General features: G+C 68.9%; 17 protein-coding genes and 5 pseudogenes. 15 read left to right on the forward strand and 7 right to left on the reverse strand.

All coding sequences use genetic code 11. From position 1 onward, the window contains the following. Nucleotides 1-79 precede the first annotated feature (79 nt). Nucleotides 80-2,260 (reverse strand): annotated as a pseudogene (locus AB0C59_RS32125) (RHS repeat-associated core domain-containing protein); the annotation flags it as partial. A 244-nt stretch (nt 2,261-2,504) separates the two neighbouring features. Between AB0C59_RS32125 and AB0C59_RS32130 the strand changes: the two are divergent. The 4 genes and pseudogenes from AB0C59_RS32130 (at nt 2,505) to AB0C59_RS32145 (ending at nt 4,446) form a co-directional block, all read left to right on the forward strand. Next, complete coding sequence (locus AB0C59_RS32130; protein WP_363010900.1) at nt 2,505-2,837, forward strand: hypothetical protein; 333 nt, start codon at nt 2,505-2,507, stop codon at nt 2,835-2,837. Between the two features lie 31 nt (nt 2,838-2,868). Further along, nucleotides 2,869-3,018, forward strand: a pseudogene (locus AB0C59_RS32135) (TIGR02679 domain-containing protein); the annotation flags it as partial. Between the two features lie 229 nt (nt 3,019-3,247). Further along, nucleotides 3,248-3,940, forward strand: coding sequence for a DUF2399 domain-containing protein (locus AB0C59_RS32140; RefSeq protein ID WP_363010902.1), 693 nt, complete (start codon nt 3,248-3,250; stop codon nt 3,938-3,940). 248 nt (nt 3,941-4,188) lie between these two features. Continuing rightward, a complete protein-coding gene (locus AB0C59_RS32145; RefSeq protein WP_363010955.1) occupies nt 4,189-4,446 on the forward strand; it encodes a DUF6207 family protein in 258 nt (85 codons plus the stop codon). 36 nt (nt 4,447-4,482) lie between these two features. Here AB0C59_RS32145 and AB0C59_RS32150 read toward each other — a convergent pair whose 3' ends face one another. After that, nucleotides 4,483-4,935, reverse strand: a complete 453-nt coding sequence (locus tag AB0C59_RS32150) for an SRPBCC family protein (RefSeq protein WP_363010904.1) — start codon at nt 4,933-4,935, stop codon at nt 4,483-4,485. Nucleotides 4,936-5,412: 477 nt separating this feature from the next. On the opposite strand from AB0C59_RS32150, the gene AB0C59_RS32155 reads away from it, so the two are divergent. Next, nucleotides 5,413-5,793 (forward strand): hypothetical protein, encoded by a 381-nt coding sequence (locus AB0C59_RS32155; protein WP_363010906.1) that lies wholly within the window; start codon nt 5,413-5,415, stop codon nt 5,791-5,793. Between the two features lie 105 nt (nt 5,794-5,898). On the opposite strand, the gene AB0C59_RS32160 is transcribed toward AB0C59_RS32155, so the two are convergent. Then, on the reverse strand, nt 5,899-7,404 hold the full coding sequence (locus tag AB0C59_RS32160) for a helix-turn-helix domain-containing protein (protein WP_363010908.1): 1,506 nt from the start codon (nt 7,402-7,404) through the stop codon (nt 5,899-5,901). A gap of 154 nt (nt 7,405-7,558) precedes the next feature. Here AB0C59_RS32160 and AB0C59_RS32165 point away from each other — a divergent pair, with 154 nt between their 5' ends. The 3 genes and pseudogenes from AB0C59_RS32165 (at nt 7,559) to AB0C59_RS32175 (ending at nt 10,406) form a co-directional block, all read left to right on the forward strand. Further along, on the forward strand, nt 7,559-8,080 hold the full coding sequence (locus AB0C59_RS32165) for a hypothetical protein (protein WP_363010910.1): 522 nt from the start codon (nt 7,559-7,561) through the stop codon (nt 8,078-8,080). 439 nt (nt 8,081-8,519) lie between these two features. Then, nucleotides 8,520-9,159, forward strand: a pseudogene (locus tag AB0C59_RS32170) (IS3 family transposase); the annotation flags it as partial. Between the two features lie 770 nt (nt 9,160-9,929). Further along, nucleotides 9,930-10,406, forward strand: coding sequence for a hypothetical protein (locus AB0C59_RS32175; protein WP_363010912.1), 477 nt, complete (start codon nt 9,930-9,932; stop codon nt 10,404-10,406). Nucleotides 10,407-10,927: 521 nt separating this feature from the next. On the opposite strand, the gene AB0C59_RS32180 is transcribed toward AB0C59_RS32175, so the two are convergent. Beyond that, nucleotides 10,928-11,869, reverse strand: coding sequence for an SDR family oxidoreductase (locus AB0C59_RS32180; RefSeq protein ID WP_363010957.1), 942 nt, complete (start codon nt 11,867-11,869; stop codon nt 10,928-10,930). Between the two features lie 624 nt (nt 11,870-12,493). Between AB0C59_RS32180 and AB0C59_RS32185 the strand changes: the two genes are divergently transcribed. From AB0C59_RS32185 to AB0C59_RS32200, 4 genes are all read left to right on the forward strand, one after another. Beyond that, complete coding sequence (locus AB0C59_RS32185; protein WP_363010914.1) at nt 12,494-13,402, forward strand: TIGR03557 family F420-dependent LLM class oxidoreductase; 909 nt, start codon at nt 12,494-12,496, stop codon at nt 13,400-13,402. 22 nt (nt 13,403-13,424) lie between these two features. Next, a complete protein-coding gene (locus AB0C59_RS32190) occupies nt 13,425-14,081 on the forward strand; it encodes an HAD family hydrolase (RefSeq protein WP_363010959.1) in 657 nt (218 codons plus the stop codon). Between the two features lie 663 nt (nt 14,082-14,744). After that, the gene (locus AB0C59_RS32195) at nt 14,745-14,990 is read left to right on the forward strand and encodes a DUF5133 domain-containing protein (protein WP_363010916.1); all 246 of its coding nucleotides are present in this window, start codon (nt 14,745-14,747) and stop codon (nt 14,988-14,990) included. A gap of 993 nt (nt 14,991-15,983) precedes the next feature. Continuing rightward, nucleotides 15,984-16,907: an NADP-dependent oxidoreductase gene (locus AB0C59_RS32200; protein ID WP_363010918.1), complete on the forward strand. Its 924-nt coding sequence runs from the start codon at nt 15,984-15,986 to the stop codon at nt 16,905-16,907. Nucleotides 16,908-17,744: 837 nt separating this feature from the next. On the opposite strand, the gene AB0C59_RS32205 is transcribed toward AB0C59_RS32200, so the two are convergent. Continuing rightward, nucleotides 17,745-19,313, reverse strand: coding sequence for an Ig domain-containing protein (locus AB0C59_RS32205; RefSeq protein WP_363010919.1), 1,569 nt, complete (start codon nt 19,311-19,313; stop codon nt 17,745-17,747). Nucleotides 19,314-20,099: 786 nt separating this feature from the next. Between AB0C59_RS32205 and AB0C59_RS32210 the strand changes: the two genes are divergently transcribed. From AB0C59_RS32210 to AB0C59_RS32220, 3 genes are all read left to right on the forward strand, one after another. Continuing rightward, nucleotides 20,100-20,963 (forward strand): hypothetical protein, encoded by an 864-nt coding sequence (locus AB0C59_RS32210; RefSeq protein WP_363010921.1) that lies wholly within the window; start codon nt 20,100-20,102, stop codon nt 20,961-20,963. A 140-nt stretch (nt 20,964-21,103) separates the two neighbouring features. Continuing rightward, nucleotides 21,104-21,451 (forward strand): hypothetical protein, encoded by a 348-nt coding sequence (locus tag AB0C59_RS32215; RefSeq protein ID WP_363010923.1) that lies wholly within the window; start codon nt 21,104-21,106, stop codon nt 21,449-21,451. An 836-nt stretch (nt 21,452-22,287) separates the two neighbouring features. Then, nucleotides 22,288-23,391, forward strand: coding sequence for a hypothetical protein (locus tag AB0C59_RS32220; protein WP_363010925.1), 1,104 nt, complete (start codon nt 22,288-22,290; stop codon nt 23,389-23,391). A 328-nt stretch (nt 23,392-23,719) separates the two neighbouring features. On the opposite strand, the pseudogene AB0C59_RS32225 reads toward AB0C59_RS32220, so the two are convergent. Then, nucleotides 23,720-23,953, reverse strand: a pseudogene (locus AB0C59_RS32225) (transposase); the annotation flags it as partial. Nucleotides 23,954-23,972: 19 nt separating this feature from the next. After that, a pseudogene (locus AB0C59_RS32230) lies at nt 23,973-24,816 on the reverse strand (IS5 family transposase). Nucleotides 24,817-24,854: the final 38 nt, after the last annotated feature.

The raw sequence follows: 24,854 nt of genomic DNA on the forward strand, positions 1-24,854 counted from the left end.
GATTCCCACGATGCCAGCTGCTATCAAGATGGTCAGCATCTTCTGCGTCATCCTCACTTAGCGGAATGGTATTTTTGAGTCAGGAGGGAATCTGCGACCAGGCGTATCCGATGCCCCCGGAGACCAACCCGCCGAACCCGCCCGCGGCAGCCCCGGTAGCGCATCCGGCAGCCGCGCCCGGGCCAGTCCAGATCGTGGCGACGGCGCCGCTGACACAGCCTCCGGCGGCACCGGTCACACCGCCCCCGGAAATCGCCAAGCCGAACTTCTTCCAGCTCCACAGTCCCATGGGATCAATGCGGTTGACGGGGTCGCCTTCGGCGTAGAGGTAGGGGTTCTTCTCATGGCCGGAGGGGTCCGGTTGGGTGAAGCGGCCGATGTTGGCGTCGTAGTAGCGGTTCTGGAGGTGGTAGAGGCCTGTGGGGTCCTGGTAGTTGCCGGCGAAGCGGTAGGGCTGGTCGACCGGCTCGGAAGACTGGGCGAGGAGGCGGACGCCGCGGGGGCTGTAGGTGTAGGTGTCGACCTTGTTGCCGTCCACGTCGACCAGACCGATGACCGAACCGATCGCGTCGGTGAGGTAGTAGTAGCTCTTGCCCCCGGTCGTCATGGAGTTCAACGTGCCCCCGGGCTCACGGTTGAAGCCCATGTCCGTACCGGCTGTCGTCTTGGCGGACAGGCCAAGGGGGCCGTTGTGGAAGAGCGTGTCGCCGAGCTTGATGCGTTCGCTCTGGTCGGTGGAGCCGTACTGGCCCGCGTAGGTCTTGTTGTTGACGGTGATGGACGACATCTGGGAGTGGTCGGTCCACATCTCGCCGGTGCGCAGGTAGTCGTCGGTGGAGGAGCCGGCGGTCTCGTTACCGATCTGGTCATAGGACCAGCCGCCGCTGGTGCTGGACTTGGCCGTCAGCTCCTGGGCGTCGTTGTAGGTGTAGGTGGTGGTGCGGGGGCAGCCGGGGTCGGTGCCCTGGGAGGTGAGGTTGCCGGCCAGGTCGTAGCAGTACTGCCAGGAGTCGACGGTGCTGCCGTCCTTCACCTCGGTGGCGTAGGAGAAGCGGCCCGCGCCGTCGTAGGTGTAGGTGCGCTTGCGGCCGGTGACGCTGTCCGTGCTGGTGCGGATCTTGCTGCCGTCGGTGGCGTTGTTCGTGCCGTAGCCGTAGGTGTAGTCCAAGTTGGCCAGGGTGCCCTGGGTAGAGGTCACCTTGATGTTCTTGGGGCGGCTGGAGTTGTCGACGTCGACCTTCTGCACGGTGCCTCCGGGGTAGGTGGTCGTGGTGCGGACGTCGTTCTTGTTGTAGTCGTACGTCGTCACCGCGCCCTGCGGGTCCTTGAGCTCGGTGAGCTTGTTGACCTCGTTCCAGGTGTAGTCGGTCTTGCCGTCCGGGTCCTGGTAGTAGTCGACGTTGCCCGCCGGGGTGTAGGCGAGCAGGGTCTGGGAGCCGTCCTGGAGGTGCCGGACGGTTTCGCGCTGGAGCGGGTCGAACTCGTAGGAGACAGTGCCGGTTGCGTCGGTGCGCTGGGAGAGGTTGCCGTCGCCGTCGTACCAGTACTGCACGCGGGCGTTGTTGGTGGTGTCGACGGTGCGGATGCGGTCGCGGTTGTCGTAGGTGTAGGTGACGGTCACGCCGCGGGCGTCGGTGACGGTCCTGGTGCGACCGAGGTCGTCGTAGGTGTACGTGGTCTTGCCCAGGGGCCCCGGGGCCTTGGCCCAGTCGAGGTTGCCCTTGGCGTCGAAGTGGAAGTCGGTCTGCACCGACTTCGACGATGTCGTCTTCGTCTTCTGGTCGCAGCGCTGGCCCTCGAAGCCGCCGCAGGTGGGTGTGGCGGGGTTGTAGTCGTAGGAGACGTTGCCGCCGCCGGTGCCGGTCTGGGCGACCGTCTTCGTGTTGCCGACCGCGTCGTAGGCGAAGGTGGTCTTCTCGCCGTCGGCGTTGGTGGAGTCCTTGGGGACGTCACCGCCGGCGATGGTCTGCCAACTGTTGACCGTCTTGCCGCCGGTCGGCAGGGTGACCGTCTCCAGGTTGTCGCGGGAGTTGATGCCGTAGTCGACCACGTTGCCCGGAGTAGTGCCCGAGCCCATCGCGTCGGTGACGGTGTCGATGTTGTGGTTGGCGTCGAACTTCGTCGACCGCTTGCGACCGAGCGCGTCCGTCACATCGGTGACCTGGCCGTCCCCGTCGTGCTCGTACTGCGTGCCGTGCAGCTCGGGGTCGGTGGCCGTGGTCTTGCCCGCCGCGGTGGCCGAGTCGCTCGTGTATGCGTAGCAGGCGCCGGCGCAACGCCGCGGTGCCACCGGCGCCGGACGCGGCGAGAGCGGCGTACGTTGCAGTCCAGTCACGCTGCGTCTGCACCAGATCGTCAGGGAGATCGATGCACGAGCCCGTTCATCCGCAACTGGGTCACCGTGCAGTACATGATCGTCCGCGAAGACGGCACGGAAGAGCAGTGAGGCAAGCCCCAGGCGACGGTCTCCGGCGGTGAGAGCAGGCTGATCGTGCTGGCCGCCCATGCTCGCCGCGCTGGCGGCGGAGTACCGCGACCTGCCCACCCACGCTCTTCGCCTGTGCGCGCTGGACGAAGTACCCGGCGAGGTCGATGAGGCCGGACGCGACGGCATCGCCAAGTACACCGCCAGTCTCGACCTCGACCTGATGTGCACCAGCCACCACTGGGACGGCTCCCCGGGCGCCTGGGACGGCGTCGACATCCACGACCTGGCCAAGTCCTCCACCGGCGTCGTCATCGCCGAACCCATGCACCTCTACAGCCACCAGATGCTCGCCGCCACGGGCCATCTCCCCGCCCAGAACACCGGCCGCACGACCGAGGTGACCGAGTGAGCACCGCACCAGCCGACTGTCCCCAAGGGTGGTGCCCCATACCGCGCCCGGGGAGTTGCTGAGGAGGGCAGCCGAAGTGTTACGGCTGCTGCCTGCTCACGGCTTTCTCGACCGCCGTGTGCTGGCTCACCAGGTAACCGGCGACCCACACAAGCTGGACGCGGGCACCGATCTGGCCAGGCTCGTCCTGGCCGAAGCAAAGCCTCGCTTGCCGGGGCGATCGGCATCGGCATGCCTCTGCGAACGGCCTGGAACCGGCTCCGGGTGGAACTCGACTACCTCAGCGGAGGACTCAGCGTCGGTGTCCACCCCGACGGCTGGAGCGTGCCCGCCCGCCACCCCTGCGTCCTGCCCCCTACACCCTGTCGGAGGCCACCTGGGCCGGACCGGACCTCAAGGAGAGCTCCTGGGTGTTCGTCACCGAGAACCCCTCGGTCACCACGGAGGCTCTCGCCCTGCCAGCGGGCGTCCCGGTGCGGCTGCTGTGCACCGTCGGCACTCCCTCAGCCGTCGAAGTCCCCGCGCTCGCCCGCCTCGCGGACAGCGGCCGGCGGATCGCCGTACGCGGCGACTTCGACACAGCGGGTCTCGCCCTCGTACGAGCTGTCCTGGACGCAATGCCAGAAGCCGAGGCGTGGCGCATGACCGCCGACGACTACACCGCCAGCCTGCACCCCTCACCCTTCGAACCAGTGCTCTGGACGGCGACCGCCTCGGCGACACTCCGTGGGATCCCCCGCCCGCAGCGGCCATGCGCTCGTGCGGCCGCCCGCCTACGAAGAAGGACTCATCGACCAACTCCTCGCCGATCTCCACCAGGGCTACCCGCCCGCCGGCGCGCCCTCGCTCAGCCACACGGCAGGAAAGCGCCTGCGACGGCAGGAGCCGACCTGCCTCCGCCGATGAGCCCATGTTCGATTTTGGTGTCACTTCGCTCCAGCCCGGGTGGGCGCCACGGCTGTGGCGCTCCGTGCGCGCCGCAGCAGCGGGCTGCGGAGGCGGGCGCGATACGGCCGAACAGGTGCCGCGTGAGCGTGAGGAGGAAGACCGCACGGCATACATACGGCTCGGAGCCGCCACGTCCCCCGAGCGTTGCGCGGTGACGGTTGCGGGAGAGCCCGGTCCGCGCCTCTTGTCGGTACCGGACCCTTTCACGTGCTCCCCGTACGAGTGTTGGGCCTGACGGCTGCGGAAACTGCTCGGAACCAAGCAGGCAGTCCAGCCGCTCACCGGTGCCGCCTTCCCCGCGGACGCGGCGGCCCGGGGAAGGCGAGGTGGGAGCCAGGTCGGCTCCCACCGCCCGGTCGACCACCACTCCGTAGGCGCAGAGGCGCATGTAGCGCTGCCGGGCCTGGCTCTCGTAGACGTCGCCGCCGCCGATGACAAGACCGCCCTCGCAGTCCAGCAGCTGATCGCCGCGCGCTGCGCCGTCGCGCCTTCGGACCGTACATCCAGGGAGCCCGGCGAGCCCCGCGTGAGGCTGCGGTCCTTCCTCGACCTGCGCCAGGGCCCCCACGCCTGGTACTGCCGTAGCGGTCGTCACCTGACCAGGCCAGACGGCGAACCGCTCCTGGAGTACGAAGCCACTCTCGTAAATGACCGGTCGTGACAGCCGCCGTTCCCTGTCAGCTTCCTGAGCGTCTGCCTAGACCTCGCCGCGCCAGGCACCAGTCTCGATTCCGCCACGCTGCTCGATGAACTCCTTGAACCGCTTCAGGTCACCGGTGACCTGCCGCTTGACGAAGCCGAGCTTGTCACCGATGGTCTCGGCCAGGCCGTGGGGATCGTAGTCCAGCTGCAGCATCACCTTGGTAGTGGTGGCGTTCAGCCGGTGGAAGGTGACGACACCGGCCTGCTCGGCTGCGCCGCCGACGGAGGTCCAGGCGACACGTTCGTCGGGAATCTGCTCGGTGATCTGCGCATCGAACTCCCGCTCCACGCCGTCGATCTTCGTGACCCAGTGAGTGAGAGTCTCGCTGCGCTGCTCGATCCGCTCGACGCCGCCCATGAACTGAGGGAAGTCCTCGAACTGGGTCCACTGGTTGTAGGCGGTCCGGACCGGGACGTTGACCTCGATGGACTCTTCCACCTGCGACATGGACGGGCCTTCTTTCTCTGCTGAGTGACGGAGGAACGTGAACGACGCGTTCCCAGCGGCACCTTCTTCATGCCGTGCAACAACGGCCGTTTCCGGTCACCCACTGCGCCACACGGGGCTCTGTCTCCTGGACAGCCCAGGTCAGGCACTGACGCACGCTCCGAGGCCCGCGTCACACCATGCTGGCGAGACAGGCACCGCCCGCCCCAGGCAGCCGAGCAGCCGGTCCACTCGCTAGGTCACGGCCGCCGACTCACCCGTGCTCCATTGAGTTGCGTGCATCGTGATTGCGCAGGTCACGGGTCTGGTGTGAGTGAGGGCTCGAGTACTCACGCTGGTCGGTGGCCGATGACCATGGTGTAGATCATCGGGCGGGCCCTGCTCCGGCGGGATGCCGGTTTCGGCTGCGCCCGCGACCGACCCGCGCCTACGATCCGTCAACAGGTCGGCACGCTACGAGATCGCGAGGGTGCGGGGATGCAGGAGCGGCAGTGGATCAGCGATCGCCGGAGCGAGCTGGACGCCCTCGCCGAGCAGCTGACCAAGCAGCTTCAGGAAGTCCAGGTCGAGCGGGACGAACTGGCAATCGCGGAGCGGGTGTTGAACCGCCTGGCCGAGCAGGTCCAGGCCGATGCCGAGGCTGCCGCTCCGGCAGCGGTGCAGGTAGCCGGGCGGGCGGTCCTGCTCATCCCGCACCACAGCGACGCGACCGACGAGGCCGCTCTGCCCGGCGACTACCGCAGGATCCTGACGATCGTGCGTGAGGCCGACGGCCCGGTGCAGGTCAGGGCGGTCGGCGAGCGGCTGGGCCTGAACGCCTCGGTGCCAGCCGCCGAACAGGCTCCGGTGATCCGCTGAAGAACTCCTCGGTTCGTCGACGCCGGTCGCCAAGCAGAGCTGTCTCGTCCTCTCACAGCCTGATCTGGAGAAGGCGGTGGCCCCGTTCCAGCACCCTTCAGCAGATCACGAACAGTCTCGTTGACGTCCGTGGAGGGTCACACGGTCTGCGAGGAGCAGGGCGCGGCGGGCGAACCACAGCTCGTGGCGAGCGCTGGGAGGCCGCAGCAGCGGACGTTGGAGCAGTTCCTCAAGTCGGGTGAGGCGTTTGCGGGCAGCAGTGGTCGAGAGGGAGAGTTCGGCGGCGGTCGGGGCGAGTCGGCCATCGTGACGCAGCCAGGAGTCCAACGTCGGTCCGAGGCCCGACTCGTCGATGGGACGCAGCAGGTCGCGTGCCCAGAGCAGTACTGCGGGGCGGGTGAGAAGGTCGTCCAGTGGGGCGGGTGGGTTCGGTGGCGGGGCCACCTCCCCGGTCTGGGGCGTCTGGGCACGCAGGGCCAGATGTAGGACCGCCTGGTCAGGGAGGCGGTCGAGGTCTAGTGCGAGCAGGGTCTCGACCTGGCGCAGGCGCGCCGAGAGCGTGTTGCGGTGAATTTTGAGCAGCGCGGCTGCCTGCGTGGAGAAGGCGAGCCAGGAAGCGGTCGTGACGGACAGCTCTGCGCTGTCCGGGTCTTGCGGACGCCGGGGCACGTAGGAGCGGAGGGGGGCCAGTAGGTGCCGGGCCCACTGCTGCAGTTCCGTGCCCATGACCAGCACCAAATCTGGGTGGTCCGCGAAGGCAGCCCAACGGCCGGCGCGGCAGCGCGCCGCGACCAGGGCGCGGAAGGCCTGCTCATAGCCGATAGCGGTGTCGTGCAGCGGAACGATATCGCTGACGCCGACCAGACAATCGTCCAACGCCCCGGCCAGCGTCGCGGCGAGGGCCGAGGCTGTCTCAGGGGGCTCGGCAGGGGCAAGGACCAGCACATGGTCGTGGTAGACCGGGCAGGGGACAACCCAGGCGCCAGGCGCCAGCCGCGTGCACCGGCGGGCCACATCCTCGCGTCCGCGCGGTGACGACGACTCCACGACATGGAACCGCATCATGTCCGGCAGCACGGGCCTTAACAGGTTGGCTATCTGCCGTGCGGTAGCCACGTGACGGTTCATCAGCAGATGCAGCACCGCCTCGCGGGTGCGGGCCTCGGTGAGCTCCAGGCGACGCCCCTGCCCCTCGGCGTGCTCCAACCGCCAGCACAGTTCCAACAGCAAGGATGCGTCGGCGAGCAGCAGGGGCAGGCCGTCCGGTAGCGGCTGCGGCGTGATCGCCGCGAGCACGGGCGCGTCGCCGCCCAGGGGGACGATCACGATCGTGCGGCAGCCGACGTCGAGGACGACGGAGTCCAGATTTCGGGCGTTCAGTTCATCAGCGGCCTGCTGGGCGAGGGCAATGTCCGCCGCCTCGCAACCGCCCTCGGAGGTCAGAACGGCGCCGTCGGAGCCGACCAACAGCAGCCGCGCGCCGGTGCGGCCCGCCAGCCAGCGCAGCAGCGCGCCGCTTCCTCTGCCGCGGGCCGCCCGCTGCATGGCAAGGATGTCGTCAGCCCGGCCACGGCGCCCTTTCGCGGGTACAGGCTCGGACAGGATGCGCATGAGGGGAGGTTAGCGGCTATCGCTGCTCACTGTGCACACCGGAACCCCAGACTGTGCAAATCGGATCTTGATCGACTCTTCGCATCCCGGGATCGTTGATCAAACCGGGACGACACGTCCGGACGAACGAAGACTTCAAACAGGGGGTACTCCCATGCGCAAGGCGTACATCGCCAAGGTCCTTGGTATGGCGGCCGCCATACCCATGCTGACGCTCGCCGCCACCGGCAGCGCATACGCCGATGGGTCCGGCATCACCTGGACCCAGAGGTCCACCGACCACTGCCTCATGTGGCACAACGGCACAAACGGCTACTGGCTCAGCGGCGACGCCATCTGCTGGAACGACGGCCAGAAGCAGGGAGTCCTGTGGGACGACTCCCAGAGCGGGCTGGAGAACCAGACCGGCGAGTACTGGACGGAGAAGGTGCACAACACCGGCGTCTGTCTCACCGCCTACTGGGCACCCAATAACTCCAGCCCCGGCTCGGCGTACCTGGAACCGTGCAGCGGCCCCGCCAACTACTACGAGCAGTGGAAGGAAGTGTCGGTCGGCAACGGCTTCCAGCTCGTGAACCGTGAAACGGGCTGGTGCCTGGACGGCAACGGCAACGGCGACATGTACACAACGCCCTGCGACCCGAAACACAACAACAAGTATCAGATCTGGTACTGACAGACACGGCGATGGTCGCCGTCTCATCCGAGAGAGGGCGCTACCGTTAGGCCCCCAAGCGACCCCGGCCGTTGCCCTCGAAGGGCTCTGTTCACGGAGGACACGAACAGAGCCCTTCGTCGCAACCGTCCGTCCGTGGACAGCGGGGCTACGCCGCCGGCGGGGCGAGAGCGACCGCCCGGCCACGGAGTGGTTCGTGGCACCGCGTTCCACTCCACCGAGGGGATTCAGCACCTGGACGTCCGCCAGTCCGGCGATGGCATCCTGATCACCTCCTCCCCTGCCAAGATCGACGGCGTCCCGGTCTCATGGCCGCTCGGCATCCACCGCGGGCAGCAGGGAAGGACTTCGCGCGCTATCGCGCCGCGGCTGGCAGGCGGATCTGTGCAGCGTGGCCGTCCGCAATGAAGAGGCCCAGGCGGTGTCCCGACGCCGTGACGCCGGCGGCAGCGAGGCGGAGGAGCTGGCCCGGTTGCGTGCGGAGAACGCCCGGCTGCTCAAGGCCGAGAAGTGGCACCTCGAGCGTGAGATCCTGCGCCGGGCAGCCGCCTATTTCGCCCGGGAGGTGAGGTGAGCCCTCGCCCCTGGGCTTCATCTCCGACACTCGCGCCGATTTCGGCGTGAAGCGGATCTGCAGGGTGCTCGGTGCCTCCCGTGCCGGCTACTACCGTCACCTGGCTAGCGAGCAGGCTCGCGCCGAGCGCCAGGCCGATGAGAAACGGCCCGTGCGCGAGATCCGCGCCCTCCACGCCACGCACCATGGCGCATATGCCCCCCGCGTCCATCCCGAGATGCGTGCGAGGGGACGGCGGATCAACCGCAAGCGGGTGACCAGGCTGATGCGGATCAACCACGTCGTCGGCTGGTGCCTGCGCAGGAAGAAGCGGACGACGATTGCGGACAGGACCGCGCTGCCCGCGCCGGACCTGGTGATGCGCGATTTCACCGCGGACGCCCTGAACACCAGGTGGTGCGGCGACATCACCTACCTAGCCGTCGGCACAACCTGGCTTTACATCGCCACGGTGATCGACATCTGCTTGAGGCAGGTGGTGGGGTGGTCGATCGCCGACCACATGTGCACCTCCCTTGGTCGCCCCATCCCCCGGCCCGTCCAGATATGGACGGGCCGGGGGATAGCCCCCATGAGCCTGGTAAGGAGCCGGACAGGGCAAGGCGTGGCGCCACGGCCCCGGCAGCGAGCACGGCCTGGAAGGCGAGAACAGCAGCCGCAGCCCTGCTCGGCAGCTCGACCTGCGTGGAGATGCGTCGGCCTCCGAGCGCCAGAGCGGAAGCACCGGGAGCCGCTGAGCACACGTTTCCGGGGGAGCCGGAACACAACCACGCACCCGCACCCGCGAGTTACGCCCACGAACCGTGTGGTCTGGCGGCCCTGCGCGCGCAGATCTTCGTACCCGAGCCGCTTGGCGACGGTGAACTGCGCCGACAGTGAGGCGTCGGCCTCCGCAGTCACGAGGGTGCGGTGGATGTCCCGGTCCCGGCGTGGACAGCCGGGGGCAAGGACGCACCACTCCATCTCCTGCTTCATTCCCCGGTCAGCCGATCCCCCCCAGGGACCAGGGATAGCGCCGAGGCTCAGAGATCGCCCGTGCCAGCAACCGGGAGCGTGTCCGCATCACCTTCACACATCGGACCCGCCCAGCTGACACGACGGGTGAAGTACCGCCGGTCGTGAGTTCGGGCTCAGGCTTCACGACGACGAGACGAGTGATGCTCACAGGCTCGCCGATTCCCCGACCGGCAACAGGGTGAGCTTCATGTCCGGATGGTCCTCGTGCGGCGTGTCGCTCCCTGCCCCGCCACCCGCCCGTCGACCCTCAGCACGTGTGTGGCTACCGGAAACCGCCGCGGGGCACTGTGCTGCGCCCCTCTCGCCTCGGCCGCCGCACCCGCTGCCAGCCCGGTGACGATGACCGGCGGGGAGGAAGTCATCCATCTGACGGCGATGACGACGCAGGTCACGCCCGTGGACGTCCCCCCGGCTGGGCCCAGTCAAGGGGACGAGCTCATCGTCGCGGGGAACGTCCTGCACAACGGCGTCATGGTGGGCACGTACGACGAAACCTGCACGACGACCCGTACCGGCGGCGATGATTCGAGCACCGTCCAGTGCGTGGTCACCCTCACGCTTCCCAGGGGGAGCATCACCGTGCAGGGGGTCTTCCCCATCACCAGCACCGGCCCCGGCGACATCACCCTGGCGATCACGGGAGGCACGGGCCGCTACCACGCCGCCCGGGGCGACGTCCACGCCATGAACACCGGTCCCACCGAGACCGAGGTCACCCTCCGCCTCATGCGCTGAACCAGCGGCACCTGGGCCCGTCACCAGAGCGATCTCGCCCAGAGCAGGCACGACTCCAGACTGACCGCTGCTTCGTAAGAGGTGGCGGTCCTGTCGTAACCGGTGGCGATGCTGCGGAAGGCCCTCGAGGCGGTCGAAGCAGCGATCAACGGTTTCCCGGCGGCGCCAGGTCGTGCGGTCGAAGCCCGGTGGTCGGCAGAGTCGCCGACCCAGATCGAGGCCACGCTTTCGCTGGTCCTCCTCCGCGGGGATCGTGTGCGCGATCCCGCATTGGCGCAGGTAGCCGCGGAATCCCCGGGAGTTGCATGCCCTATACGTCCGCGACTACCTGGCCGTGCTCGTTGTACTGGTGCAGATGCACTTGGCCCGCGCATGGGCGCCGCTGATCGAGCTGCCTTCCAGCCACTACTGCTGCCTGCAGGCCGCGATGCCTGTGCCCGTGCTGCAAAGCGGCCTCACCGGCGCCGCCGCGCATAGCCGACAGCCGCACGCCGCAGAGCTGGACTCCGCCGTCTGCGAGCCTAGTCTCGGGAGCGAAACTGCGGGTTTGTCGCAGTAAGGAATGAATTCCAGTCGGCGCGGCCCCCAGCACCAAGAACTGCAACGTCGGCTTCGAGTTCCACTCTCGACCGAGTCTGCAGTTCACGCCGAGTAATCCGAGCGACAAGGGGCGGGAAGAGCGGCCTCAACGGCTGGCACCATCGCAGCCACGGCGGCGCATAGACGTGGTGGGCACGGTGCGTGATGCCGATGGTGAGCCAGTCAGCCACTTGCGCTGGGCTATGAACGCGGCGCGCGAACCACGGCTGGTTTCTGCGCAGGGCTCGCAGAACGGGGTGGTCGTCGAGGCCGTCGATCATGTCGGTGCCAGTCCAGTGCAGGTAGGCGATGCCGACGGTGACACCGTCGGGGTCGACCTCGCCACGTAGTGCTCGGGCAAAGGATTCCACACCTGCCTTGGAGGCACAGTATGCGCTCATGAGGGGTGCCGAGCCGAAGGCAGCGGTTGAGGCGATCTGGAGGAAGTAGCCCCTGGTGCACATGAGTTGAGGAAGAAAGGATCGGGCGGTATTTGCTGCCCCGATCAGGTTCACGTCGATCACGCGTTGCCACAGGTCGGCCGAAGTCCGGCTGAAGGGTCCGCCGACGGCGATACCAGCGTTTGCCACCACCACACTGGCCGGGCCGAGCTGGGCGTCGACCTGTTGCGCGGCACCGTCAAGCGCGGCGCAGTCGGTGACGTCCGCCTCCATGCAGACACTCTCGGAAGGAAGGGAGTTTGCCACCCGGCGCAGTGTCTCTTCCTCGCGGCCGAGCAACGCGACTCGCATGCCGGCGGCGGACAGGCGTCGGGCGAGAGCCTCGCCCACTCCGCGGGCCGCCCCGGTAACGACGGCGACTCGCCCCCGTAGCGGTGTCTCATTCGCCGCCGCGCGTACGCCGGTGCCACCAGTGTCGCCCATGCGGTCCTCATTCTCCTGCGCCACCGATTTGGCACATTCATTTTCGACTATGCCAAACTCTCCGTTGGTGTCTGGAAAGACCAGCCCGGTCAGCGGGTTATCTTCCAGCGCCTTCAGCAGTTCGAGGCTTCCACTCAGTCAGGGGTAGGAGGCAGATCGCCTCGCCGAAGCGACGCATGGATTCACGCGTCCCATCGGCGACCCCAACTGTGGGCGCCGACCGGGCAGAGCCTGGGCGGCCATCGTGCTGAGGCGGGTGGTGAGGGCGGGAGCGAGGCCATGGGCGAAACCCGCCGCCTTGGCCACGGGGGTCAGGACGATGCGGGTGCGGCGTCCTTCCACCGCCGTCACGACGCGGTCGGAGCAGCAGCCCGAGCCCGCGCGATCCTCCGGTCACCACCGCCGAGAGGGCCGCCAGAGAGCTTTCGCGGGACCGGGACGTGGACAGCCGGGACAGCAACGTCGTCATCAGGGTCACCTTCCGCGTGCGCCGGTTGTGCCATCTAGCGCGAGTACCGCACAGGCGTCCGCCCACACCGCTGCCGCAGGCCCGGCACTTTCCATGTTCGGCCGGTGACCGGCTGGGTACTCGGGCGCTGCCGCACAGAGGTTCCAGGAGGGGTGATGACGGAGTTCGGTTACTTCCTGTCGTGTGAGGAGCACCGTCCGGGGGCGCTGGTCGAGCAGGCGCGGATGGCGGAGCAGGCGGGCTTCACCGCTTTGTGGATCTCCGACCACTTCCATCCCTGGAACGACCAGCAGGGCCAGAGCCCCTTCGTCTGGTCGGTGATCGGAGCCCTCTCGCAGGCCGTGTCCCTGCCCGTGGAGACAGCCGTGACCTGCCCCCTGGTCCGTACGCATCCGGTCGTGATCGCCCAGGCGGCGGCCACCGGTGAGGCTCTCAACGAGCACATCCTGGGCGGACCCTGGCCCGAGGCCTCAGTGCGCCTGGAGATGCTCGAGGAGGCTCTTCAGATCATCCGGGAGCTGTTCACCGGGAAGCAGATCAGCCATCGCGGCGCCCACTACACGGTGGAGAACGCCCGTCTGTACACCTTGCCCGACGAGCCGGTGCCGATCGACGTCTCCGCGTTCGGACCGCACGCCGCGGAGGTTGCCGGGCGCATCGGCGACGGGTTGATCACGATGATGCCCGACGCCGACCTGGTCGAGCGCTTCCGGCGTGGTGGTGGCGCCACGAAACCGGCGTACGCCGGACTGAAGGTGTGCTGGGGATCCGACGAGCAGGAGGCTGCAGCAACCGCTCACCGTCTGTGGGCCAACGAACAGCTGCCCGGGGAACTCGCGCAGATCCTGCCGACACCCCGTCACTTCGAGCAGGCCAACGAACTGGTCACCAAGGAGCAGGTCGCACAGGCCGTACCGTGCGGTGACGACCCGGCCAGGCACATTGAGGCCCTTAGCGAGTACGTCAGGGCCGGATACGGCGCGGTGTACGTCAGCCAGATCGGCCATGACCAGCAAGGGTTCTTCGACTTCTATCGCACGAAGGTGCTGCCCCATGTCCGCTGACAGTCCAGGAAAGGCGGATGACATGCCGCGAGCGGCCGTGTTCGACGTGGACGGCACGCTCGTCGACACCAACCACCTGCATGTGGTGACGTGGTGGGAGGCACTGCGCCAAGCCGGCCACCACGTGCCGATGCATGCGATCCACCGGGCGATCGGGCTCGGCTCCGACGACCTTGTCGCCAGTCTGCTGGGGGCCGACCGCGCGAAGGAGGAAGCCGAGGATCTCGACACCGCGCACAAGGTCCTCTACGCCCAGTACTTCGACCGCCTGCCGGCTCTGCCGGACGCCGGCAGGCTGCTACGGCGCCTGTCCGACGACGGATGGAAGGTGGTGCTCGCGACCTCAGCCAGCGGCGAGGAGCTGGACGCGCTACGGCGCGCGATCGACGCGGACGACGCCATCCAGGCAACCGCGAGCGCCGACGACGTCAGCGAGGGCAAACCTGCCGCCGAGCCGGTCGAGCGGGCACTGCAACGCGTCGGTGTACCGGCCGAGCGCGCGGTGTTCGTCGGGGACACCGTGTGGGACATGCGAGCGGGCAGCCGAGCCGGAGTCACCTGCGTGGCGGTCCTCTGCGGAGGCATCCCCCGCAGCGACCTGGAGGAGGCCGGCGCCGACGCCGTGTTCGACCACCCCGCCCATCTCCTCGCCTCACTGCCGCACAGCCCACTGGCATAGGCCGACTCGGCGATCCTCGCTCTCTCTGGCCTTCACCAGGGCGGTGAGGCCGGACGAGTCGCAGAACGGGACCGCCAGATACGTCCACGACGAATCTGGCCGGCCCCGGAGCGAGGCACTCGGTGAGAACGGCATACAGGCCCGGGCCCGTATCCAGGTCCAGGTCCCCGAACACACCCACTCGGACCGTGTCGCCTTCCCGCATCACCAGCGTGGTGATCCCACCCGCACTGCTCATCGCGCGTCTCCCCGGATCGCGGTGGCGGCGGCAGACAGGGGCTCCGCTTCGGGCCGGTGGGCCGCCTGCCGCGGCCCGGCCACGCACCCTTGGCGCTTCCCCGCGCGCCGGGTCCTGCTGCTGCATATGGTGGTAGGGAAATACCTGATCATGCTGTTCAGATGCCCCGGCAGACCGGCCTCTCACCTCTCCCCTTCGGCAGCCGTGAGAGGCGCCTCCACACCTCAGCAAGCCAGAGAGGCAGCAGCTGTGGCGGCGCACGCGAAACGCGGCCGTCAGGGTGCATGAAGTGACCACATGAGGGAACCCGCTGCGCGCGAACAGGGATCTGCCCCGTTTTTCATCCGCGAGCGCGTCCTGACCGAGACGTGTCTCGCACGGCTCGAGCCGAGATACCGGCCCGTCAGTTGAAGGAGTACGTCGCTGTGCTGCTGCCCACGGAAAAGGAACTGCGCTCGGTCCTGGCTCGCTTCGCTGACGTCCGTATCCGCCATGACCTGCAGCCCACCGGCCAGACGAGCCGAGAGCTCGAGGACATCACCTACACCCTGTGCGTCATGACCGGAACCCAGACCACCGACCAAGCCCTCGCCGCCGCCGACGCCCAGCTGGAACGAGTTCAGGCAAGCCGCCACGCAACCACCGGAACGGCCCCCGTCCTGGCCGCCTGACCCGGAACCTCCAACGGTCTGCACGCCTGTTCCCAGCCGCCAAGCGCCCTGGCACCGACGAGACACCATCCGATATGCGTCGTGCGTCTGGCTGGCGCATCACCCCTGCGTCTCCGCGAGACGACGCCCTTCTGGCCGGATAGGTCAAGGGCGGGTGCTGACGTAGCGAACCCTGGGACCCCACCGCTCCCTCACAGGCGCCATCCACCACTGACACAGCGGATTGCCGCCCCTCCCATAACGGTGGGTCCTACGCTGGCATCTGACGCAGAGCCCGACCCTGTCGCCGGGACAGACCACCGCGGAGGGACCAGGTTCGGAGATCGGAGGCGGACTGGTCATCGGGACCCCTGTTTCCTGATGACGCAATCCGGTCACCTCACCAGCAGAATGCCGACCACGAGGGAACATTCCTTCGAACTCGTCCCTGGCAGCGCGAGGCTAGGAGGTCGGTAGCCTCCTTTTCAGGCGGCGCTCCTCTTACGTCGGCGCCCCGCGGAGACGCATCCGTCGATGAGCTGCTCGCGGTTCATCCTGGAGCGACCGGGAACCCCCTGGTCGGTAGCCCGCTGGTACAGCTCCGCCTTGTTCAGTTCCCGCAGTTCACTCCTGCCGTCCGGGCCACGCCCCCGCGATCGCTCCGATGCGGCTCCTGTCTTCTTCGGCGGGCTCTTCCCCGTCGGTGGCTTCCGCTCCGCGGAGGAGCGGCTCTTTGTGCGTGGGACGGACTTCCTCCTTGCGGGCGATCGGCCGGCGTGACGCGCGGCCGGCTGCGCAAGTGGTGAGGGTGGAGCGGACGGCGGCGGTGCTGTCCAGGAGCATCCCATCGAGGTCGAACGGTGCAACGGTCCGGGTCATCGCCGACCAGTCGGCAAGCAGACTGGCGGCGCCGCCTTCCCGACGAGGCGCCCTGTCGTCCCGACAGGGCGCCTCGTCGGGAAGGCGGCCAAGTGAGCCACGTGTACGGGCCGGTTCATGGTTACGGTCGGGGGCATGCGAGCGATCACAGTCCAGGATCAGGCCGAAGGCATCCACGGCCTCACCCTCACCGACCTGCCCCACCCGCACGCCGCGGAGAACGACGTCGTCGTCCGTGTCCACGCCGCCGGATTCACCCCGGGCGAGCTCGACTGGCCGGGAACCTGGACCGACCGCGCCGGCCGCGACCGCACCCCGAGCGTGCCCGGTCACGAGTTGTCCGGCGTCGTCACGGAGCTGGGCTACGGCACCACGGGTCTGACGGTCGGGCAGCGTGTCTTCGGGCTCGCCGACTGGACCCGCAACGGGTCCCTCGCCGAGTACGTCGCCGTCGAGGCCCGCAACCTCGCACCCTTGCCGGCCGACGTGGACCACGTCACGGCCGCCGCCGTGCCGATCTCCGGGCTCACCGCCTGGCAGGGCCTGTTCGACCACGGCCGACTCGTCACGGGGCAGACCGTGCTGATCCATGGATCCGCCGGAGGCGTCGGCTCGATCGCCGTCCAGCTCGCCTGCGAGGTCGGCGCCCGCGTCGTCGGCACCGGCCGCGCCGCCGACCGCCAGAGCGCCCAGGATCTCGGCGTGGACACCTTCGTGGACCTGCAGTCCGAGCACCTCGAAGACATCGGGGACGTCGACGTTGTTCTCGACGTGATCGGGGGCGAGATCCTGGAGCGCTCCACCGCCTTGGTCCGCCCCGGCGGCACCCTGGTCACCATCGCCGAGCCGGTGACTGCGCACCCGGCCGACGGTCGCGCGATCTTCTTCGTCGTCGAGCCCGACCGCGTACGCCTCACGGACCTCGCCGCACGACTGCGCGACGGACGGCTCAAGCCGATCATCGGATCCATCCGGCCGCTGGCCGAGACCGCGGCCGCCTTCGCCCCCGACAAGCGCACACCCGGCAAGACCATCATCCGCGTCACCGAAGACCATTGAGCACACCCGTATCCGACAACACCCACGTCGACATCGGCAAGCGACACCCCGCCAGCGACCTTGGTGCATCGGTAGCAACCCCCACACCAGGCGCACCGCCAGCGCCCGGTGACCTGTCCGGCGCCGAAGGCCGAGGCCCGCGGGCGCAGCCGCCGGCCTCAACCACCCCACGCATCACCCGGCGCACACACTCTGCACACCCGCGACCGGCGATCCGGCTGCCCAGCGGTCCCAGGCACGGGCCTCGTAGGCCGCGGGGTGTCGGGCAGGTCGTGCCAGGCCGCGTCGACGGCCAGGGAGAACATCTCAGGTGCGGACTGGGAGTAGGCCCCGATGACACCAGCCATGCTCGCGATGGACAGCTCGACTCCTGGCTGACACCTGTCCGGTGCCACTGCCACACCCGTTCACACGGGGCTGCCCCGCCCGGCACAGTCACCCGGACCGGCGAGACGGATACGGCCTGGAGACCCACACCCCGTCATGGCGCCGGCAGCTGCGCGCCAGGCAACGGCCCGTGCAGGACGTCCGTCGACGGGAAGGCGGCGTTCGGCGTTCGGGTCGAGCCCCATCGCCTGCCAGAACGGGTGGTCGTCAATATGGCTCACCACGGGCAGGGCACACTCCCCGCAGCCCCCATTGGGTCCGGTGGCCCTGTGCAGGACGCAGCGGTGGCCACCTCTGCGATGTCGAGAAGCGGGACATGGAGGCGTCGCCGTGCAGAGACGTGAAAGCCGGGGCCCGCCGACTGCTCGGCAGGGCCCCGGCTCACCGTGTGTTCGGCTGGACGTGGGCCAGGGGCGTTCCGGTCGGATCCGGTCCAGGTCCTCGGGCGTGTCAGCCGCGGTGCCAGGAGTGGCAGCCGCGTGCCCGCTTGTGAGAGCAGGCGTAGGGGACGACGACCGTGTTGCTCGTCGCGGTCACCAGGGTGCCGTCGGATGTGCGGGCGGTGGCCGTGGCCGTGTCCGTGACCCGGGCTGCCCTGATGTCCGCGAACTGGACGACGTAGAGGCCTCTGCAGGTGGTCGACTGGCCTGGGGCGAGCTGCCGGGTACCGCACCCGTACACGAAGGTGCCGTGCCGCGAGTCGGTCACCCTCAGGTGGGTCAGAGGGACCGTGCCGGTGTTGGTGACGGTGTAGGTGTAGTGCAGTCTCTGTCCCTGGTGCTTGAAGCTGCTCTCGTGAGCGCTCTTCCTGACGGACAGTTCGGCTGTCGCCGCCGGCTGGACGGTGAGGGTGAATTCTCGTACGGCCGGCGGCACGTTCGGGTCGGGGTCGGTGGCTGTCACGGTGAAGGTGTACGTCCCGGCTGTGGTCGGAGTACCGGAGATCGCCCCGGTCGACGGGTCGAGGACGAGCCCGGGAGGCAGGGATCCGCCGGTGACGGCGAAGGTGGGGGCCGCGGTGCCGCCGGTTGTCTGCAGGGTGGTGGAGTAGGCGACGTTCTGGGTCGCGTCGGGCAGCGGGCTGGTCGTGACGAAGGCAAGGTCCTGGACGGTGTAGCTGATCGTCACCTGCCCGTTGGCACTGGGTGTTCCGATCGTCGAGGTGCTGAACGTGGTGCCGGTACCGGTCGGGGTGGCGAAACTGCTGCCTCCGCCACCGGCGCCCCCGCCGGCGGCGCCGTCGGTGGTGGCGGAAGCGCCGCCGCCACCGCCACCGAAGTAGCCGCCCCCGCCGCCTCCGCCGCCGCTGACGACGAAGCCGGTGCCGCAGCCCGAGTAGTCGCCGCCGACGCCTCCCGTGCCGGGTGTCGGCCCGGAAGGTCCGCCACCCGAGCCGCCGGGCTGGCCGGTGCAGGATCCGACAACGGCTCCTGTGCCGCCCGCGCCGCCTGCGCTGGTGGTGCCTCCGCCGCCACCGCCGCCGGCCGAGCCGCCGAGAGACCCGCCCGCGGTGCCGTCGGTGCCGTCGGGGGTGCCGCCATTGCCTCCCTGGCTGCCGAGGTTGCGTCCTCCGTTCCCTCCTCCGCCACCCGCGACCACGAGCAGACTGCCGCCGGCCGCCACACTGGACGCCCCGCCCCCGCCCGAGCCGCTGGACACCGGGGTGGTGGTTCCGTCTCCACCCGCGCCGCCGCCGTTGTAGCCGCCGGCTCCGCCTGCGGTCACGCAGGACGCGCCGCCGGTGCCACCCACGTTGACAGTGACGGTCGTCGGGGTCGTGGAGGCGGGAAGAGTGGTGACCACGCGGGCGCCGGTGCCACCGGAGCCTCCGTTGGGGCAGGTCGCCCTGACGGCGCTTCCGCCGCCTGCGCCGTCAGCGGTGATCGTCGCCACCGCGTTCGCCGGAATGGTGAAGTTCTGCGGGGCGCCCGTGAAAGTGAAGGTCTGGTCGATGTTGACCGCGCGGTGCGACGGGACCGCTTGGGCCGCCTGAGCGGTCCACGCGCCCGGGAAGGCCACGCACAGGATCGTCGCGGTGCCTGCCGCCCGCCGTCGCCAACTGCCGGCAGGCCCCTCACGCCGCCGCTCGGACGGCGCGGTCGAAGGCCGCCACAAGTGTCTTCCGTTCACCGATCTCTCCCGGTTCCTTGATGTCAGCGGTGTCGGCACCCGTAGGGGGTCGGCGGGAAGCCGGCGCGCTACCTCGCGGTACGCACGGACGCACTATATGGGGCGAAATACTAGGAAAAAGTTATTTGCGTCATATGAGCTTCGCGGGTGTGCCGCGCGGGGAGGTAGAGGGGAACGGGCCCGCACCGCGCTCGGGCAACCCGCATTTCGCGAGCTTCCGGCGCGCTCCCTTCACTCGGGCAGTGCTTGAGCCGCCTGGACAGCTCAGTGGTCGAGGTGTTCAGGAACGAGCCTTCGTAAGTGGCTCCGGAACATGGGAGGACGCGCCCCCCCTTCGCACTGGGACTGATGCCGCTGTCGAGCCAGATGCGGCCGCCGGGCCGTCTTCTGTGGATAGATTCCGGCGCATGGAGGCCCTGGCGTCCGCGTCGCCAGGCGGTCGCCGCCCGGATCGAGCGCTTGGATTGCGCATGCGCGAGCTCGGTCACCACCTCGAAGCCGTGCGAGAGTCGATCGACGGCCGCCGCCGCTCTGCTGGCAGCCACGGTGCTCACCTCAACTCGTAGCCACCCACCCCTCCAATGAGAAGACCAGCCGGCGCCGGCGCGGGGCGACCTTAGACATGGCATGTTCGAATATTTGTTCAGTACTGTCTGGAGGAGGAAGTAGAAAGCGATGACCAGGACGGATGCCGGGGCGACCGTGATGCACGTGCGCATACCGGGTCGCGTACCGGAGCCCCACTACCGGTCGGTGGTGGAGCTGCTCACGGCCCTCTCCCCCGTCGTCCAGGCCGTGCCGCCCGGCGCCGCGGTGGTGGAACTGCGCGGTGCGCTGCGGTACTTCGAGGTGCCGGCCGTGCAGTTGGCCGAGCAGGCGCGGCTGCGGTCGGTGGCGTTGCTCGGGGTGGATCTGCGTGTCGGGCTGGGTCCGACGTGGACGGTGGCGGCGACCGCGTCGGCGCAGGTGCCCGAGCACGGCGGCATCGTCAGCGTGGAGCCGGGCCGGGTCGGGGCCTTTCTCGGGCCGGTGCCGGTGGAGGCGCTGGACGGGATCGGGTCGGTTCAGGCGAAGGGGTCGCGGCGCTTCGGGGTCGTCACGGCCGGTGGCTTGGCCTCGCTTCCGTTGTCGACGGTGCAGCGGATCCTCGGCGGGAGCGCCGGGCGGTTGGTGTTCGATCGTGCTCGCGGGGTGGATCTTCGGCCTGTCACGCCGCGGCGGATGCGCCTGTCGGTGGCGGTGCGCCACCGGTTCGCGCGCCAGGAGCTGGACAGTGGCGCGGCGCGTGCCCGGCCCCTGGACCTGGTCGTGGAGCTCGCCGCCACACTGCGCTCACGCGATCAGATCGCCCGCGGGCTCACCCTTCGGCTCGATTTCGCGACAGGCCCCCCGTGGTCCCGGACGCTGCGGCTGCCGGAGCCCTCGGCGCATAACGAGGATCTGCGGGTCGCGGTCTACCGGCTCATGGATCGCGCGGGCCTCCAGCTCGGTCGCCTTACCGGCATCCTCCTCCGCGCCGAAGACCTGGCCTGTGCGTAGGCGGCGGCGCGGCAGATCACGATGGACCGCAGCCGTGAGATGCGGCTGCGGGTCGAACCGGCCGTCGACCGTGCCAACGAGCGGTTCGGAGCCGGCACCGTCGGCGCGGCCGCACGCCTGGGCAAGGCGGCGTAACCACCGTGCCCGGTGAGCAGCCGGTCGACCGGCTGGCTCAACTGGATTTCCTGGAGCGGGTACAGCTCCAGGAACTGGCCCGCACCCGGCAGTGGATCGCCGACGACAGGCGCCGCGCCCAAGAACGCGCACGAAGCCGGGCACGTCGACCCGTTCCGCCCGCGTACGCGCTCGAGCTCGACCAGTCCGGTGGGCCCGCGGTGCACATGCCACGCTGGGGACTGCCGCTCGATCCGCAGATGGCCCGCACCCGCCCAATGACAGCGGACCAGGCACGCGACGCCCTCCCCTGGGAGTCCGTGCCGCCCCGCGCGTTCTACCGACCCGACAGCGCGCTCGGGCTCACGGACTGATCTACGCAGCAGCGCCGCACGAAAGTCCAGCAGGTCGGCGTTGAACCGAATCGGCGAACCTGGGCACGATCGCGAGGCCGCGGGCCCCAGCCGCTTCCGCCCTCGCGACGACTCAGGCAGCAGCGGCCGGACGAACTCCCACTCGGCATCGGACAGTTCATGGCGACCTAGCACGACACCACGAACCACCAGCGGTGATCATTTGAAGACACCGCCCAGCCCCTCACCTCCACCCTCCCCCTCCGGGTGAGGCAGCAGGACGAGCCCAGCCGAAGAGGGCAGACAAGCGGTGTCCCGATCTCCCCCGGTCCCCTAACGCGAGTCACTCGGGAGAAAATCGTCTGGGAGTGCAGGATCCCGCAGACGAGGACCGGGAAAGAGCCCCCTCGACCTCCCCAGGTCTCCGGCTCTTTCCCGGCCAGCGGGATCTCTATACCCCCTTGGCCTGGGTCCATGCGCTGTCATATGCCACTACGTCGTCGCGGCGAGCAGGAGATCTTTGAGGTCTGGCGGCGGCCGATCCGAATTTAAGGCGGCCACGCACCGGGTTCCGGCCGCCCCCAGCCGCCGCGAGATCCCCTTGATGGACACGCCCTCCGCTGGTGTGGCCGTCGGTCGCGGTGAACAGACCGACAGGGACGCCGGCGAGCCCGGACAAGGCATGCCCATAGCGCGCGTGGTCCGGGTGGAGGAACTCACGGTGGACGTCCGTCCCGCTGGCGGGGGACAGATGTCCGGGGCCGGGCGTGGCCGCGGGCTGGAGCGTCACCTCTCCACGATGCTGGGTGACCGCGCATCCTGCGCCTCGAATCTTGCCGCCCGAAAGGACAACCTCAATGCCCAACCGAGCCGCCCTCATCCAGCGGGCCGCCTGCTGCCTCGGCGGAGCCGCCGTCGCCCTCGCCGGTCCGTACGCCTTCGTGGCGTCTGCATCCGGCCACCACGGTGGCGACGTGCGCGTGGCGTGCAGCACGGGCGCCCTGATCTCCGCGATCCAGACCGCGAACAGCCGCAACGACAGCAGACTGAGCCTGGCATCGCGCTGTACGTACCACCTGACCACCGCCTACGCCGACCAGAACGGTCTGCCGGCCATCACCAGTCGGATCACCCTCCTGGGCAATGACGCCACCATCCAGCGCGACCCGTCAGCGTCCGGTCCGTTCCGGATCCTCGACGTGGCCGCGGGAGGGGACCTCAAAGTGCAGAACCTGACCGTCAAAGGCGGGATGATCACCGGACAGCCGGAGCTCGGCGCAGGGATCCGGGTCCAGGCTGGTGGCCGTCTGCGACTGGACCACAGCCGGGTGAGCGAGAACTCCTCCGATCGCAACGGCGGCGGGGTGGGGGTGCTTGGTACGGCCACCATCAACGACTCCGAACTGGTTGCGAACACCTCCACGTTCGGTGCCGGGTTGGTCCAGTTCGGCAGCACGGCCAAGACCACGATCAGCAAGTCCGTGATCCGGTTCAACGTGGCGAGCTTCGACGGTGGAGGGCTGGAGTTCGGCGAGGGCACGGCCGTCGTCCGGGACAGCCAGGTCGATGACAACGTCGCGACGTCGGGTGACGGCGGTGGTGGCATCTACAACGACGCCGACCTGCAGGTCCTCGGCACGACCGTCGACCGCAACACCGCCGGCATCACCTCGGCGTCGCCCGGGGGCGGAGGCATCTACAACGATGGCCCGCTGCTCCTGAAAGACACGTCGATCAGCAACAACACGGTCACCGGAGGTGCGGGCAAGGGCGGGGGCGTCTACAACCTGGGTGGACAGGTCACAGCGTCGAACGTGCGGATCGCCGGAAACTCCGCCACCCTCGCTCCGGGCGGGGTGTGGACCAACACCCAGTGGACGGCCAGGCGTTCGCTGGTCACGAACAACACGCCGACCAACTGCCAGGGCAGCCCCGTCATCCCTCCGGGCTGCATGAGCTGACCAACCCCGGACCGGGAGTTTTGGGTGGGCGGGCCGTCGGCATGAGGCGAGAGATCACCCGGCCGCGCTGTGCCGGCCCACGGTGGGTGGAGACGACGTAACCCGCCGAACGCCCGTCCACCGACCGAGACCCGTCGACGACGTTCTCGAGACCACCCTCCCCGCCCCGTTACGGCTAAAGCACGCGTGCCCAGCCGGGACGAGCGGCTGGCGCGGTTACTGCTCCACGGCGTCGGGCGCCGGCCCGGAACGGTCGGGTCGGCCAGGCGCTTCTCCGTGATCGGTGATCGACTGCCAGATACAGCGCAGGAACCGCTCCTGGGCGGCCGGCCTTGGCACGGTCGGGTTGGTCGGTGCACGAGCGCGGGATGTACAGCTCCCGGTCCACTGCAGCGTGTCCGCGTCGGCCTGCTCAGACCAGGTAGACGCCGACCTGGACGCCTTCGATTCTCGTTGCTGTACCGGTGTACCGGCGCTGGACGCCGACGGTACGGCTGCCTTCTTCACATCGCTGCTCTCGTCGACCAAGTGCCGCCTGGTCGTCGTGCAGGTGCTCGGTCACCTAGGCCGTTTCCTTCGGATCACCTTGCTGACCAGATGAAGATGGCGGCGAGGTGGAGTCCTGCGAGGTAGATGGTGGCGGTCTTGTCTATCGGGTGGCCAGACCGCGCCATTGCTTGAGCTTGTTGATGCAGCGCTCGACCGTGTTGCGTTGCGTGTAGGCGTCGCGGTCGAAGGCCGGTGGCCTGCCGCCGCGGCTGCCGAGGCGTTTGCGGTTGGCTGCCTGGTCGGCGGGCTGCGGGATCACTGCCCGGATCCCGCGTGGGCGAAGATGAGAACGGATCGCGCGGGACGAGTAGGCCTTGTCGGCCAGCACCATGTCGGGAGTGATTCTGGGACGGCCGGTCGGTCGGGGCACGCGTAAGCGAGCCATGACCCTGGTGAAGGCGGGTGCGTCACCGGCCTGGCCGGGCGTGATGACGAAGGCCAGCGGTCGGCAACGACCGTCTGCGATGAGGTGGATCTTCGTGGTCAGCCCGCCGCGGGAGCGTCCGAGGGCATGGTCGTCCGGCTCGCCGACCGGGGCCCCTTTTGACGGGCCCCGGCGGCGTGCTGGTGTGCACGAACGATCGTGGAGTCGACCGCGACGACCCAGTCCAGGTCGCCTTCGGCATCGGCCTGGGCGAGCAGGGCGGTGAAGACCTTCTCCCAGGTGCCGTCGGCGGCCCACATCCGCAGACGGTTGTGGGCGCCCTTCCACGAGCCGAAATGCTCGGGCATGTCCATCCACGGCGTCCCGGTGCGGTATTTGAACGCGATCGCGTCGATCACCTGCCGGGGATCCCGCCACCGCCCGCCCCGCTTCGGAGTCCGGTCCGGCAACCACGGCTCGATCCTCGCCCACTGGGCCTCAGTCAACGACACACCAGACCAACGATCAGATGATCTGAAAGAAACGGCCT

The organism is Streptomyces sp. NPDC048664, from assembly GCF_040650555.1.
In the GTDB taxonomy this organism is placed as follows: domain Bacteria; phylum Actinomycetota; class Actinomycetes; order Streptomycetales; family Streptomycetaceae; genus Streptomyces.

What these genes read in the sequence shown, in the direction of transcription:
- AB0C59_RS32210 (WP_363010921.1), top strand. Translation starts at nt 20,100, where the DNA reads ATGACCAGGACGGATGCCGGGGCGACCGTGATGCACGTGCGCATACCG.
- AB0C59_RS32180 (WP_363010957.1), bottom strand. Translation starts at nt 11,869, where the DNA reads ATGGGCGACACTGGTGGCACCGGCGTACGCGCGGCGGCGAATGAGACA.
- AB0C59_RS32200 (WP_363010918.1), top strand. Translation starts at nt 15,984, where the DNA reads ATGCGAGCGATCACAGTCCAGGATCAGGCCGAAGGCATCCACGGCCTC.
- AB0C59_RS32155 (WP_363010906.1), top strand. Translation starts at nt 5,413, where the DNA reads ATGCAGGAGCGGCAGTGGATCAGCGATCGCCGGAGCGAGCTGGACGCC.
- AB0C59_RS32220 (WP_363010925.1), top strand. Translation starts at nt 22,288, where the DNA reads ATGCCCAACCGAGCCGCCCTCATCCAGCGGGCCGCCTGCTGCCTCGGC.
- AB0C59_RS32150 (WP_363010904.1), bottom strand. Translation starts at nt 4,935, where the DNA reads ATGTCGCAGGTGGAAGAGTCCATCGAGGTCAACGTCCCGGTCCGGACC.
- AB0C59_RS32185 (WP_363010914.1), top strand. Translation starts at nt 12,494, where the DNA reads ATGACGGAGTTCGGTTACTTCCTGTCGTGTGAGGAGCACCGTCCGGGG.
- AB0C59_RS32130 (WP_363010900.1), top strand. Translation starts at nt 2,505, where the DNA reads ATGCTCGCCGCGCTGGCGGCGGAGTACCGCGACCTGCCCACCCACGCT.
- AB0C59_RS32165 (WP_363010910.1), top strand. Translation starts at nt 7,559, where the DNA reads ATGCGCAAGGCGTACATCGCCAAGGTCCTTGGTATGGCGGCCGCCATA.
- AB0C59_RS32190 (WP_363010959.1), top strand. Translation starts at nt 13,425, where the DNA reads ATGCCGCGAGCGGCCGTGTTCGACGTGGACGGCACGCTCGTCGACACC.
- AB0C59_RS32160 (WP_363010908.1), bottom strand. Translation starts at nt 7,404, where the DNA reads ATGCGCATCCTGTCCGAGCCTGTACCCGCGAAAGGGCGCCGTGGCCGG.